General features: G+C 70.6%; 14 protein-coding genes. 5 read left to right on the forward strand and 9 right to left on the reverse strand.

Annotated elements, in window-relative coordinates; all coding sequences use genetic code 11:
• Nucleotides 1–156: 156 nt before the first annotated feature.
• Nucleotides 157–852 (forward strand): GntR family transcriptional regulator, encoded by a 696-nt coding sequence (locus Pma05_RS36155; protein WP_203862036.1) that lies wholly within the window; start codon nucleotides 157–159, stop codon nucleotides 850–852.
• Here the strand turns inward: Pma05_RS36155 and Pma05_RS36160 are convergent, their stop codons facing one another.
• Both Pma05_RS36160 and Pma05_RS36165 read right to left on the reverse strand, forming a co-directional pair.
• Nucleotides 853–1,674, reverse strand: a complete 822-nt coding sequence (locus tag Pma05_RS36160) for an SDR family NAD(P)-dependent oxidoreductase (RefSeq protein WP_239313846.1) — start codon at nucleotides 1,672–1,674, stop codon at nucleotides 853–855. It lies immediately after the preceding gene.
• Nucleotides 1,671–2,366: a cyclase family protein gene (locus Pma05_RS36165; protein WP_203862037.1), complete on the reverse strand. Its 696-nt coding sequence runs from the start codon at nucleotides 2,364–2,366 to the stop codon at nucleotides 1,671–1,673. The genes Pma05_RS36160 and Pma05_RS36165 overlap by 4 nt, the downstream gene beginning before the upstream one ends.
• Nucleotides 2,367–2,479: 113 nt before the next feature.
• Here Pma05_RS36165 and Pma05_RS43115 point away from each other — a divergent pair, with 113 nt between their 5' ends.
• Nucleotides 2,480–3,766 carry a helix-turn-helix domain-containing protein gene (locus Pma05_RS43115; RefSeq protein ID WP_239313848.1) on the forward strand — a complete coding sequence of 429 codons (1,287 nt, stop codon included), beginning with the start codon at nucleotides 2,480–2,482 and terminating at the stop codon, nucleotides 3,764–3,766.
• Nucleotides 3,767–4,072: 306 nt separating this feature from the next.
• On the opposite strand, the gene Pma05_RS36175 is transcribed toward Pma05_RS43115, so the two are convergent.
• Nucleotides 4,073–5,056 (reverse strand): leucine-rich repeat domain-containing protein, encoded by a 984-nt coding sequence (locus Pma05_RS36175; RefSeq protein ID WP_203862038.1) that lies wholly within the window; start codon nucleotides 5,054–5,056, stop codon nucleotides 4,073–4,075.
• A gap of 90 nt (nucleotides 5,057–5,146) precedes the next feature.
• Between Pma05_RS36175 and Pma05_RS36180 the strand changes: the two genes are divergently transcribed.
• The 3 genes from Pma05_RS36180 (at nucleotide 5,147) to Pma05_RS36190 (ending at nucleotide 6,731) form a co-directional block, all read left to right on the forward strand.
• On the forward strand, nucleotides 5,147–5,251 hold the full coding sequence (locus tag Pma05_RS36180) for a helix-turn-helix domain-containing protein (RefSeq protein ID WP_239313850.1): 105 nt from the start codon (nucleotides 5,147–5,149) through the stop codon (nucleotides 5,249–5,251).
• Nucleotides 5,252–5,421: 170 nt separating this feature from the next.
• On the forward strand, nucleotides 5,422–6,312 hold the full coding sequence (locus tag Pma05_RS36185) for an NAD(P)-dependent oxidoreductase (RefSeq protein ID WP_203862039.1): 891 nt from the start codon (nucleotides 5,422–5,424) through the stop codon (nucleotides 6,310–6,312).
• Nucleotides 6,309–6,731 carry a GlcG/HbpS family heme-binding protein gene (locus Pma05_RS36190; RefSeq protein WP_203862040.1) on the forward strand — a complete coding sequence of 141 codons (423 nt, stop codon included), beginning with the start codon at nucleotides 6,309–6,311 and terminating at the stop codon, nucleotides 6,729–6,731. The genes Pma05_RS36185 and Pma05_RS36190 overlap by 4 nt, the downstream gene beginning before the upstream one ends.
• Before the next feature lie 16 nt (nucleotides 6,732–6,747).
• Here the strand turns inward: Pma05_RS36190 and Pma05_RS36195 are convergent, their stop codons facing one another.
• The 6 genes from Pma05_RS36195 to Pma05_RS36220 form a co-directional block, all read right to left on the reverse strand.
• Nucleotides 6,748–7,755, reverse strand: a complete 1,008-nt coding sequence (locus Pma05_RS36195) for an amidohydrolase family protein (protein WP_203862041.1) — start codon at nucleotides 7,753–7,755, stop codon at nucleotides 6,748–6,750.
• 84 nt (nucleotides 7,756–7,839) lie between these two features.
• Complete coding sequence (gene hisD / locus Pma05_RS36200) at nucleotides 7,840–9,150, reverse strand: histidinol dehydrogenase (RefSeq protein ID WP_203862042.1); 1,311 nt, start codon at nucleotides 9,148–9,150, stop codon at nucleotides 7,840–7,842.
• Nucleotides 9,151–9,175: 25 nt separating this feature from the next.
• The gene (locus Pma05_RS36205) at nucleotides 9,176–9,940 is read right to left on the reverse strand and encodes an ABC transporter ATP-binding protein (RefSeq protein ID WP_203862043.1); all 765 of its coding nucleotides are present in this window, start codon (nucleotides 9,938–9,940) and stop codon (nucleotides 9,176–9,178) included.
• 58 nt (nucleotides 9,941–9,998) lie between these two features.
• The gene (locus Pma05_RS36210; RefSeq protein WP_203862044.1) at nucleotides 9,999–10,823 is read right to left on the reverse strand and encodes an ABC transporter permease; all 825 of its coding nucleotides are present in this window, start codon (nucleotides 10,821–10,823) and stop codon (nucleotides 9,999–10,001) included.
• Nucleotides 10,820–11,677 (reverse strand): ABC transporter permease, encoded by an 858-nt coding sequence (locus Pma05_RS36215; protein ID WP_203862045.1) that lies wholly within the window; start codon nucleotides 11,675–11,677, stop codon nucleotides 10,820–10,822. The genes Pma05_RS36210 and Pma05_RS36215 overlap by 4 nt, the downstream gene beginning before the upstream one ends.
• An 80-nt stretch (nucleotides 11,678–11,757) precedes the next feature.
• Complete coding sequence (locus Pma05_RS36220) at nucleotides 11,758–12,822, reverse strand: ABC transporter substrate-binding protein (protein WP_203862046.1); 1,065 nt, start codon at nucleotides 12,820–12,822, stop codon at nucleotides 11,758–11,760.
• Nucleotides 12,823–13,071 lie beyond the last annotated feature (249 nt).

The following is a 13,071-nucleotide window of genomic DNA, read 5'->3' on the forward strand; positions in this document are numbered from 1 at the left end:
TTCACATACTACCCCACCAGCTTGTGACGGAGTACGGGTCGTTGGGGGTAGACGCCGGTCCGCCCTGGCAGCGAACCGGCTTTCCCCGCCCTGCTCCGCAGGAGCTTCGTTCCCTCCCCGCCCTAGAGGGCGGGGTATCCACGAAGGAGAGACCCGATGACCAGTTCATCCGGGGTACGGCAGACTGCTCGGGTGTCCACCGACTCGGCCGCCACGCGGGTGGCGGAGAGCCTGCGCGAGCGCGTCTCCAGCGGGCAACTCGGCCCGGGAACCGCACTGTCGCAGGCCGGCCTCGCCGAGGAGTACGGCGTCAGCCGCATTCCGGTCCGCGACGCCCTCCAGCAACTCGCCGGCGAGGGGCTGGTCGAGGTACGCGGCTCGACCTCGGTGGTGACCCCGCTCTCCATCGACGACCTCCAGGAGCTCTACGAGCTGCGCGAGGCGGTCGAACCCGTCGCCACCCGGCTCGCCGTACCCCGGGTGGGCCGGGCCGGCGTCGCGCGGATGACCCGGTCGCTCGCGGTGATGGACGACCCGACCATCGGGCCGGGTACCTGGGTGCGGACCAACGCGGCCTTCCACGCGGAGGTCTACACGCTGGCCGGGCGACCGCGCATGATCGCGCTGGTCGAGCAGCTCCGGCGGCTCACCGACCGCTACGTCTACTTCCATCTCGACGTCGTCGGGCGGGTCGGGCACCTCCAGGAGGAGCACCGGCAGATCCTCGACGCGGTACGGGCGCAGGACGCCTCGGCCGCCGCCGAACTCACCCGCGCCCACCTCGCGTCGTCACACGCCGTCGTGCTCGACTACCTCCTCGCCCAGGAGCGGGACTCGGGGGTCGACGCCTGACTAGCGGGCCACCATCCCGGCCGACAGGTCGATGTCGGCCGCGCAGAGGCCGGGCATGTGCAGCATCGCGACGACGGCGGCGGCGACCTCCTCCGCCGTGAGCATCCGGTGCAGCGCGGCCCGCGACACGAACGCCTCCTCCGCCTCCGCGTACGTCTTCCCGGTGCGCTCCGCCTCCAGCGTGAAGTTGCGGGTCATCCGGGGCCCCTGCACCGGCCCCGGCGACAGGCAGTTCACCGAGACGCCTGCCGGGCCCACCTCGTACGCCAGGGTCGTGGTCAACCCGATCACCGCCATCTTCGAGGCGGTGTACGGCGTACGGCGGGTCAGCGGGCGCTTGCCGCTCACCGATGCCAGGTTGATCACGTCTCCGGCGCCCCGCTCGACCATGCCGGGTAGGAACGCCCGGCACATCAGGTAGATGCCCCGCACGTTGGTCGCGAAGACCTCGTCCCACTCGTCGGGCGCGATGTCGACCAGCGCCGCGACGGGGCCCGGGATGCCGGCGTTGTTGACCAGGATCTCCACCGTCTCGTCGGCCAGGTCCCCGGTGAGCGCCGCCACGCTCGCCGGGTCGCTCACGTCCGCCGCCGCGACCCGGACCCCGCCGGCCAGCCCGTCGGCATCGGCCGCGACGGCGTCGAGCCGCTCGCGGTTCCGCCCGACCGCGACCACCCGGGCGCCCCGGGCGACCAGGGCGAGCGTGATGGCCCGGCCGAGCCCGTTGCCGGCCCCGGTCACCACGGCGGTACGCCCCGCCACCCGATCGCCGGGGAAGGCGGGCCGGTCGGCGGGGATGGCGGGCCGGTCAGGGGCGGTCACGCCGGACCGTCGAGCAGCGCGACCGCGCGGGTGGGGCCGCCGTGTGCGCCGAGCACCTTGAGCGGGAAGCCGACGAAGGTGAACCTCCGGCCGATCAACTGGTCGAGGTTGGTGAGGTTCTCGTAGTGGGTGATGTGGTGGCGGCGGCACATCATGTGGCACGGGTACGACTTGCTGGTCGGGTTGTCCGGGGTCGGGCTGTCCACCCCGAACGTCTTCACGCCGTGCGCGACGATCCACTCGCTGCCGGTCTCCCCGAGGCCCGGGAAGTCGGTGAGATACTGCGGCTGCCCGGCGTACCGGCCGTGCGTGCCGGTGTGCAGCAGCAGGATGTCGCCGCGCTCGACGGTCACGCCGTCGGCGTCCTGTGCCGTGTCGAGGTGCTCGGCGGTGATGTCCTCGCCCGCGCGGACGTGCGAGACGTCGAGGCAGACCGCCGGGCCGTAGAACAGGTCGAGCGGCATCTGGTCGATGGTCTGCGCCGACGGGTCGGGGTCGAGATGTGAGAACGAGTCGACGTGGGTCGGGCCGTTGTCGTTCATGACGATGCCCTTGGTCTGGAACGAGAAGCCGCCCACGAAGCGCGGCGCGGTCTCCTCGTGCGTGGCGTGGTCGAAGACGACGGTCTTCAGGTGGCCGGGATATACCTGCATGCCCTGGTAGATGTCCTGCGACAGGTCGACGAGACGCACGTCGGACTCCCTTCCTCGACGGCCGGCCGGGGTCGGGCCGGGACGGCTGGGTCCCGGAACTCTAGGACCGTGGCGAACGCCATGGACGCTCCGATCGGAGTAGGTTCGCGGTCATGAGTGCACCGATCGGCGAACGCGTTCACCGTCCCGGCTCGACGGCGACGCCCCGGCCGGGGGCAACCGCGTCGCCGCTCGACACCGCGTCATCGTTCGACACCGCGTCGCCGTTCGACGTCGCGGACCGGGTCGCCGAGCAGGTGGGCGGACCGGTCATCGTCGAGGACGCCAACTTCCGGGTCCTCGGCTACTCCGCCTTCGTCGGTCCGATGGACCGTGGCCGCGCGGAGGCGATCCTCGGCCGCCGGATTCCGGCCGTCTGGCTCGAACACCTGACCCGCACCGGCAGCCTCGACCGGCTCCGCCGCGGCACGGACGTCGTCGACCTGCCCGACGGCCCGTGGAAGGCGCACCGCCGGCTGATCACCGCGTTCCGGGCCGGAGACCGCCTGCTCGGGTTCGCCTGGGTCGCGGAGGGCGAGCGGCCGCTCGGCGACGGGGCGGCCGGCGTCTTCCGGCGGGCCGTCGACGAGGAGACGCCGGCGCTGCTGCGGCACCTCGAACGGATCGACGCCGAGGAGGCGCACCGGTCCCGGCTCGCCGCCGTACTGCTCGACGGGCTGCCCGGGGCGCCGGCCGCCGCCGACCGGCTCGGCTTCGACCGGGGCGGCCGGTTCGTGGTGCTCTCCGTCGCCGCCCCCACCCGGACGCCGGCCGGACCGGCGGAAGGAGAATCCGGGGGTACCCGCCTGCTGGAGCACCTCCGGCTCTGTCTCGACTCGTTCCAGTGCCGCTGGGCGGTGGCGCCCTGGGGCGACGGCGGGCTCGCCCTGGTGGCCCTGCGCGCCGACGAGTCCGGAAAGGCCGCCGCACGCCTCGGGCAGGAGGTACTCAGGCTCGCCGGTGACGGCCCGCTCCGGATGACCCGGGTCGCGGCCAGCTCGGTCGGCATCGGGCTCGCCGCGCTACCCCGGCTGCGTACCGAGGCGACGGCCGCGATCGTGGTGGCGGGCGGCGACGGTGCGTTCGTCGCGTACCCCGACGTGGACGCCGAGGTGCTGGTCGCCGAGGTGGTGGCGGCGCTCCCGGCGGACGTACGGCTCGCCGGGCTGGACCGGCTGCGGGCGGCCGACCGAGGTACCGGCCCGGGCGGCGGCGAGCTGGAACGCACTCTCCGGGCCTTCCTCGCCGCCTGCGGCAGCGCCTCGGCGACCGCCCGCGCACTCGGCGTGCACGTCACCACCGTTCGGCACCGGCTCGACCGGATCGCCGCCGTCTCGGGGCTCCGGCTCGACCGTCCCGACGTCCGCATCGCCTGCGACCTCGTACTGCGCTGCCGCTGACCCTCGTGCCCCGCCGCCGGTGAGCCGCACGGCTCCCGCCCGGGGCGCTCGGACTGCCGCCGTGCGGACTCGGGGTGCCGTTGACGAACGTGTCACCAGTCGCCATAAGCCTGCGAGAGCTTCGTCGTTCCGACTTCTTGGCCGGCACGATGCGAGGCCGTGAGCCGCGAGCCGATAGGCATGGACGAGCTGGTTGAGCACTGGACGGCACGACCCCGCTCTTCTGGAGCCATATCCGCCCCTACGGCAGTCCAGTCATCGGAAGCTACTCGACGAGATCTCGCAACGACTCCGGCAACGCATCGATCACCTCGTCATCCACGAAAGTTCCTCGAGCTCGGTGAGGTTTCCGATCGTGTCCGGCAGCGCGGTGAGCCGGTTGCCGTTCAGGCGAAGCGCGGTGAGGTTGGTCAGGTTTCCGATCGTGTCCGGCAACACCGTGAGCTGATTGCCGTTCAGGTTGAGCCTGGTGAGGTGGGTCAGGTTCCCGATCGTGTCCGGCAACACCGTGAGCTGATTGCCGGACAGGTTGAGCTCGGTGAGGTGGGTCAGGTTTCCGATCGTGTCCGGCAACACCGTGAGCTGATTGCCGTACAGAATGAGCGTGGTCAGGTTGGTGAGGTTTCCGATCGTGTCCGGCAACGCCGCGAGCTTGTTGCCGTCCAGGTAAAGCTCGGTGAGGTTGGTCAGGTTCCCGATCGTGCCTGGCAGCGTGGCGAGCTTGTTGTTGGGCAGGTTGAGCTCGGTGAGTTCGGTGAGGTTTCCGATCGTGCCTGGCAGCGTGGTGAGCCGGTTGCCTTTCAGGCGAAGCGTGGTGAGGTTGGTGAGGTTCCCGATCGTGTCCGGCAACGCCGCGAGCTTGTTGCGGTCCAGGTTGAGCCCGGTGAGGTTGGTCAGGTTCCCGATCGTGCCTGGCAGCGTAGTGAGCTTGTTGTTGGCCAGGTTGAGCCAGTCGAGGTTGGTGAGGTTCTCGATCGTGCCTGGCAGCGTGGTGAGCTTGTTTTCGTACAGCAAGAGCTTGATGAGCTCGGTGAGGTTCCCGATCGTGCCTGGCAGCACCGTGAGCTGATTGTTGGACAGGTCGAGCTCGGTGAGGTTGGTGAGATTCCCGATCGTGTCAGGCAGCGTGGTGAGCTTGTTGCCGGACAGGTCGAGGGTGGTGACGGTGGTGAAGTCAGGAAGAGTCGCCAATGACTCGTGCAGTGTCTCCAACCCCAGACCGGCCAGGTTCAACTCCCAACCGTAAAAACCAGCCGCTTCCCCACCACGATCGTCCACACCCACACCCATCACGCCCCTCCCCGGACCACTGCCAGTCAAGATCCGAGAAAGCTACCCCGGGACTGGCGAAGCTGCGGGGGCCGCACCGTAGCCCGGTGTTTGTCCGGTTGGGGTGAACCCAAGTCCGCGCTGGCCAAGGAGTTCGGCATCAGCCGCGAGACCGTCTACGGCTACCTGCGCGCCGTCCCCGCCCCGGCCTCATGATGCGTCGCCTTCCGGCGGCCCGCGCTCACCGAGCGACCCGCCGCCGGTCCTATGGCGACTGGTGACACGTTCGTTAACGGCACCCGGCTCCTGTCGAGCAGCAGTTCGGCGGCCCCGCACTGACGCCTTCGGACAACCCTGGCCGGGGCGGGACGCCCTAGGCTGGCCGGATGGCGACAGCCCAGACGGACGTGACGACGGTCGGCGTGGTCGGCCTCGGAATCATGGGATCGGCGATCTCCGGTCACCTGCTGGCGGCCGGCTTCGACGTGACCGGCACCGACCTGGCCCGGCCCGCGGTCGACGAGCTGGTCGCCCGGGGCGGCCGCCCCGCCCCCGACCTCGGCACCCTGGCGCGCGAATCGGCGATCGTAATCACCTCGCTTCCGTCCGCCGAGGCGGCCCGTGAGGTGTGTCGGGGGATCGCCGCCGCACGACCGGCCGACCTCGTCGTCGTCGAGACGTCCACCCTGTCGCTGGCCGCGAAGCAGGAGTGCCGTGAGCTGCTCGCCACGGTCGGCGTACCGCTGCTCGACTGCCCGCTCAGCGGCACCGGCGCCCAGGCCCGCGACCGTGACCTGGTGGTACTCGGCAGCGGTGATCCGGCGGCGTTCGAACGGACCCGTCCGGTGCTGGCGGCATTCGCCCGGTCGGTACGCCATCTCGGCCCCTTCGGCCACGGCACCACGACGAAGCTGGTCGCCAACCTGCTGGTGTCGATCCACAACGCGGCCACGGCGGAGGCGTTCGCGCTCGGCGTGGCCGCCGGTCTCGACCCGTCGGTCCTGTTCGAGGCGGTACGCGACGGGGCCGGCGGCTCGGTCATCTTCGACAAGCGCGGACCGCTGATGGTCGACCGCGCCTACCGCCCGGCGACCGCGCGGGTGTCGATGTTCGTCAAGGACGTCTCACTGGTCCAGGAGCTGGCCGCCTCGGTCGGCGTCGCCACACCGGTGCTCGACGCGACGCTGCCGCTCTACGCGAAGGCGGTGGAGGCGGGCTGGGCCGACGCCGACGCGGCCGCGCTGCTGGAGGTCGTCGAGGCGGAGGGGCGGGCGTGACCGGGCTGACCCTGGCGCAGGCCGAGGCGATCGCCGACGGGGCGCTGCGACACGCCCGGGCGACCGGGGCGGCGCCACTCGCGGTGGCCGTGCTGGACCCGGGCGGTCACGTGGTCGTGTTGAAGCGCGCGGACGGCGCCGGCATCCTGCGCCCCGAGATCGCCAGGGCCAAGGCGTACGGCGCGCTCGGCATGGGCATGTCGTCCCGGGCGATCGCCGAGCGGGCCGAGGCGCAGCCGACCTTCTTCGCCTCGCTCGCCGCGGTGACCGGCGGCCGGCTGGCGCCCGCCGCCGGTGGCGTGCTGGTCCGCGACGCCGACGGCACCCTGCTGGGCGCCACCGGCGCGAGTGGCGACCTGTCGGACGTCGACGAGGCGTGCGTACTGGCCGGGATCGCGTCCGCCGCTCTCGCCACCTGACGGCTGCGCCCCGGCTTCAGCCGTCGAGTTTGAGCAGCCGTGCCGCCGTCCCACCCCGGATGGCCGCCCGCTCGTCCTCGCCGAGCCGGGTCGCGTCGAGCTGGCCGAGCGGGTCGTAGTGGCCCATGTCGAACGGGTAGTCGGTGCCGACGACGACGTGGTCGGCACCCATCTGCTGCACCAGGAACTCCAGGTGTGGCGCGTCGAAGACCAGGCAGTCGACGTAGACCTGCTTCAGGTAGCTGCTCGGCGGTCGGGAGATGTGGTGCCGGCCCTCCGGGCGTACCTCGTAGGCGTGGTCCATCCGGGAGGAGTAGAACGGCAGGTAGCCTCCGCCGTGCACCGCGACCAGCTTGAGGCCGGGGTGCTCCTCCAGGACACCGCCGTGGATGATCCGGGTCAGCGCGACCGTGGTGTCGAGCGGGTTGCCGATGACGTTGGTCAGGTAGTACTTCCGGAACCGCTCGCCGCCGGTGAACCCGTTGGGGTGCAGCAGCACCACGACGTCCAGCTCCTCCGCCTTGGCGAAGAACGGCCGGAACCGGCGGTCGTCGAGGTCCATCCCCAGCACGTTGGTGTTGATCTCGACGCCCCGGAAGTCGTACTCGGTGACGCAGCGTTCGAGTTCCTCCACCGCCGACCGGACGTCCTGCATCGGTAAGGTGGCCAACCCGACGAACCGCTCCGGGTAGTCACTGACGATCTTGGCGAGGTTGTCGTTCTGCATCTGGGCGAGTTCGCGGCCGAGTTCCGGATCCGCCCAGTAGAAGAAGCCCGCCGGGGCCACCGAGATGGCCTGGACGTCGATGCCCATCCGGTCCATGTCGGCGATCCGGGTCTCCGGGTCGGTCGCCTGCGGCATGATCGCCCGGACGTGTTCGACCTGGTAGGCGTTGGTCTCGTCGCCGCCGAAGTAGCTGAACGGCTCCATCTCGGGTGCCATCAGCCCGTCCACCAGCGGCAGGCAGTCGGGAAGGATCACGTGGGCGTGGATGTCGACGGTGCGGTGGGATCCGGTTGGCATGTATGACCTTCTGTCCGTTGAAAGTGATGCCGGGGCGGGGACTCAGCCGACGGTCGCGGGGCTCAACCGACGGTCGCCGAGGGCTCAACCGACGGTCGCGGGGGCCCAGGGCAGGTGCGCGCCGCCGTACTTGGCGGCCCGGACGTCGCCGGAGCGGGCGTGCCCCTCGAAGAGCTCCACCCGGGCCGCCCGGCCGCACAGTTCGCCGAGCCGGGCGCTGGCGGCGGGGTCGGTGACCTCCTGGTACGTCACCGTGCGCAGGTACTTCCCGACCCAGAGCCCGCCGGTGTACCGGGCGGCGCCCCGGGTCGGCAGCACGTGGTTGGTGCCGATCACCTTGTCGCCGTACGACACGCAGGTGCCCTCGCCGAGGAAGAGCGCCCCATAGTGCCGCATCCGGTCCAGTGCCTGCCGAGGGTTCCGGGTGAGGATCTGCACGTGCTCGCTGGCGTAACTGTCGGCGAGCGCGTACGCCGCGTCGAGGTCCTCGACCACGTGCACCTCCCCGTGGTCCCGCCAGGCCGGCCCGGCCATGTCGTTGGTCGGCATGCCCGGCAGCAGCTCGTCGACGTGCGCCAGTACGGCGCGGGCCAGCTCCGCCGAGGTGGTGATCAGCACTGCCGGGGAGTCCGGCCCGTGCTCGGCCTGGCTGAGCAGGTCGACGGCGACCACGAACGGGTCGGCGGCGTCGTCGGCCACGACCAGGATCTCGGTCGGCCCGGCGAACAGGTCGATCCCGACCTCCCCGAAGAGCTGCCGCTTCGCCTCGGCGACGTACGCGTTGCCGGGGCCGGCGATCAGGTCCACCCGGCGGATCGACCCGGTGCCGACGGCCATCGCGGCGACCGCCTGCACCCCGCCGAGCAGCAGGATCTCGTCGGCACCGGCCAGGTGCAACGCGGCCACGGTGGCCGCCGGGATCCTCCCGCGCAGCGGCGGGGTGCAGGCGGTGACCCGTTCGACCCCGGCGACCTTCGCCGTCACCACGGTCATGTGCGCCGAGGCGGTCAGCGGATAGCGGCCGCCGGGCACGTAGGCGCCGGCCGCCGCGATCGGCAGGTGCTTCTGGCCCAGGAAGACGCCCGGCTGGGTCTCCACCTCCAGATCCTGGAGGGTGTCCCGCTGCCGCCGGGCGAAGTCGCGGACGTTCGCCTGCACCGTCCGGAGGTCGTCGACGACCTCCGGCGGTACCGAGGCGACGAGTTCCTCGATCTGCTCCGGCCCGAGCCGGAAGGAGTCGGGCGACCACCTGTCGAACTTCTCGGAGTAGCGGCGTACCGCCTCGTCCCCGTGCGCGCGGACGTCCTCGATCACCTCGCGGACGACGGCGGAGACCTCGTCGTCGCGCGCGGCGGTGGGCGCGCCGACGGCCGGCGACTTCAGGGGTGTACTCATGGCGCTCCTGTCCTGGCTGGTGCGGTCAGGCCACGGGCTCGGTGGTGCGGCCCAGTTCCTTCATGGCTTCGAGCCGGGCGAGCACCTCGGCTTGCAGGGTGGCCACCGTGGGGTCGGTCTGCCGGCGCGGGCGGGGCAGGTCGATGCCGATGTCCTCGTAGATCCGGCCGCCGGGCTGGAGCACGATGATCCGGTCGGACAGCTCGACCGCCTCGACGACGTCGTGGGTGACGAAGACGACGGTCTTCTTCGACTGGGCCCAGATGTCCTGTAGCTGGGCGCGCAGTCCCCTGGCGGTGATCGCGTCCAGGTGGCTGAACGGTTCGTCCATCAGCAGCAGGTCGGGCTCGACCGCGAAGGCGCGGGCGATGCCGACGCGCTGCTGCATGCCGCCGGAGAGCTGGCCGGGATAGAAGTCGGCGTTCTTCGCCAGGCCCACCATGTCGAGGTACCGCCTGGCCCGGGCGACGGTCGCCTCGCCCTGGTCGTCCTGGACGTACATCATGTTGCGCAGCACGCTGCGCCAGGGCAGCAGCCGTGGATCCTGGAAGACGTAGCCCATCCGGGCCGGGCGGCCCTCGTCACTGGTCAGGCTGATCTCGCCGGAGGTGTGCTCCTCCACCCCGGAGATGATGTTGAGCAGGGTGCTCTTGCCGCAGCCCGAGGGTCCGACGATGGAGACGAAGGTCTGGCCACGTACCTCGAAGGTGATGTCGTCCAGGACCCGGCTCGCCCGTGGGGTGCCCAGGTTGAAGGTCTTGGCGAGGTTCTTGACGGTCAGGACTGCCACGGGAACTCCCTCGGACTGGGGATGTACGGAGTCTGGTCGGATCCGGTGGTGGTGGCCATCAGCTGTCCCGCCAGCGGAAGGCGCGCCTGATCGCGCGGTCGAGCACGAAGCGGTCGAGTAGCACGATGAAGCCCACGAAGAGCACCACCCAGGCGGCGAAGCCGCCGAACCGGTTGGCGTCGTACCACCAGCGGGCCCGGTAGCCGACGCCCCCGCCGCCGCCGAACCACTCGGCGAGCAGTACGCCGTTCCAGCCGATGATGATCGCGAAGCGCACCCCGGCCGCGATGTAGCCGGCGACGGCCGGGAGGACGAGGTCGCGGACCTGCCGGGAGACCGGCACGTGGTACGTCGACGACATGTCCCGCAGGTCGCGGGAGACTCCCCGGACGCCCTGCGCGACGTTGACGACCACGAACGGCACCGAGGTCAGGAACGTGGTGACGATCGGGCTCAGGTCGCCGAAGCCGAACCACATCACGGTGAGGAACGCCCAGATGATCGCCGGGATCGAGAGGGCGACCAGGACGGGGCTCTCGAAGAACGCCCGGGAGAGCGAGGAGAGGCCCATCAGCACGCCGATCGCGATGCCGACCACCGTGGCGAGGGCCACCCCGATGCCGAACCGGTAGAGGGTCGAGCCGAAGTTGCCGAAGACCTCGCCGCGGGCGAACTCCTCGCCGAGCCGCTGCACCACCTCGACCGGGCCGGGCACGCGGCGGAAGAGCAGCGACAGCAGGACCCAGACCAGGAGGAAGGAGAGCAGCGCGGCGACCCGGGCCGCCCGGTCGGAGGTGAGCCGTCTGCGCCAGGCCGGCGTACTCCGCTCGATCTCGCTGGTCGAGCGGCGCCGGTCGACGGTGGCCTGGGACGCGGTGCTCATAGCGCGGTACCCCTCTCCTCCGGACGCCAGGCGAGGAGCCGGGCCTCGGCCCTGAACAGGACCAGCCGCTCGATCACGAGCATGAAGGCGATGAACAGGAACATCCAGGCGAGTACGGCGCCGATGTCGTAGAGCTGGTACTCGGTGCGGATCTGGAAGCCCACACCGTTGCGACCGCCGAAGACCTCGGTCAGCGCCTCGACCTTCCAGGCGACCGCGAAGCACATCCGGATCGCGGCGAAGACGAACGGCACGATCGTCGGGATCAGCACCTCGCGGCGGATCTGCCGGGGCGTCCGCCCGAACGCCTCGCTCATGGTCACCAGGGACCTGTCGACGCCCCGGATCCCCTCGGCCACGTTGAGCGCGATGTAGGGCGCGGAGACGAGCGCGACCGCGAGGATCGGGCCGAGGTTCGACAGGCCGAACACGATCAGCGACATCACCGCGTAGACGATCGCCGGGATGGTGCCGGCGATCGTCACGCCGTCGTGGAAGAACGCCCGCCAGTAGTCGTAGCGGCCCATCAGGTAGCCGACCGGCGCACCGACGGCGGCGGCCACCGCGAAGCCGGCGAAGGTCTTCAGCACGCTCGCCGAGAAGTCGGTGACGAAGTTGCCGCTCTCGACGATCTCGACCGCCTTCAGGAAGACCTCGTGCGGGCGGGGCAGCAGCCGCGATCCGTACCACCAGGAGCCGAACTCCCAGAGCAGCAGCATCGCGAGCCAGCCCAGCACGAGCAGGCCCCGGCGCCGCCAGCGCCGCAGTTGGGCGGTCCTGCGGGCGCCCGCCTCGCGGCCGTCCCGGTCTGCGGGGGGCGCGGCCGTGGCGGCGCCCACCAACTGCTCCGTCATCGTCTCTCCTCCACTCGGCCCTGCCGGGCAGCCGCACCCGGCCGGACGTGGCCGGCGGGGATACGTCGGGACCGCACGGCTCAGCCCTTCGGGAGGATGGTGAAGTCGAGGGCCGGGGTGTCCTCCTCGACGAAGCCGGTCTCCTTCATCAGCTCGAACAACCTGGTCTCGCTGTCCACCCACGCCTGGTCGAGATAGGTGCTGTCGACGAACCAGTCGTACGTGTCGGTCAGCCAGTCCTGGATGAACGCCTTCTCCTCGGGCGACTCGGCGGCGAAGTCCTCGGGGTAGGCCGCGACGATCTCGTCCCGGTGCTGGGCCCACTCCTGCACGCCCCGGTCCCAGAGCTTGATCAGGAATCCCGCCTCCTCGGGGTTCTTCTCGACCCATGCCTTGCGGGCGACGAAGACGTTGTTCTGCGGGTGGGTGACGTCCTGCGGATCGGAGGAGAACTTCTCGGCGTAGATCTGCGAGACCGACTTGGAGTCGTAGAGCGGCTTGACCGCGCCGTTGGAGAGCTGCGGGATCGAGAAGTCGGGCAGCAGCAGGCCGGCGTCGGCGTCGCCCCGCTCGACCAGACCGGCGGCGTTCTGCGGGTCGGTGACGACGAGCTGGAAGTCGCCGCCCCCGGCGCGCAGGTCGAGGTCGCAGAACTTGCGGGCGTAGACGCCCCACATGATCGTGATCGAGACGGCGCTGTGCGTCACGATCTTCTTACCCTTGAGGTCGCAGATGGTCTGGGCGTCGCTCCGGGCCGACACGGCCAGGATGCTCCGGTCGGAGTTGAACTTGCCGAAGATGGTGGTCTTCTCGCCGGTCTGCTTCTCCAGGTCGGGCACCTCGTACGAGGCCGCCGAGACGACGTCCGCGTGGCCGCCGGCGTACACCCCGAACTCGTCCCAGGAGGACGAGGTGAGGATCTGGATCCCGGCCGCCTCCTCCAGCTCCTGCTTGATGCCCTTGCTCTCCATCCACTTCCAGACCGGATCGGGAGCCATCACCATGTTGACGACGCCGTTCGCGTCCTTGGCCTGGCCTTCCTGGGCGGCCGGGCGGGCCCCGCAACCGGAGGCCAGCAGAGCGATCACGCCCGCGGCGGCCACCGGGCGCCAGCGGTGGGGACGGATGATGCGTGCAGAGTTCATGTCGTGCCTCTCAGAATCGTTCAACCGGTCCGAGGGTGCGATCAGAGACAACGTTGCGGCGGACCCGGTGGTGGTGGGTGGTGTACTCGGGGGCCGATGGGTGGTGTGACGCCTGACACTGCCGTGGTGAATCTTGCAAGTCAAGCATTTCTCGGAAACTTATGCATTCCCCTGCCCTGGACGTACCCGTGGAGACCAGCGGATTCGCCCGAGCCCGATCGGGTTCCAGCAGTTAGCAAGGTAGGCCGG

It is taken from the genome of Plantactinospora mayteni (assembly GCF_016862935.1).
GTDB lineage: Bacteria > Actinomycetota > Actinomycetes > Mycobacteriales > Micromonosporaceae > Plantactinospora > Plantactinospora mayteni.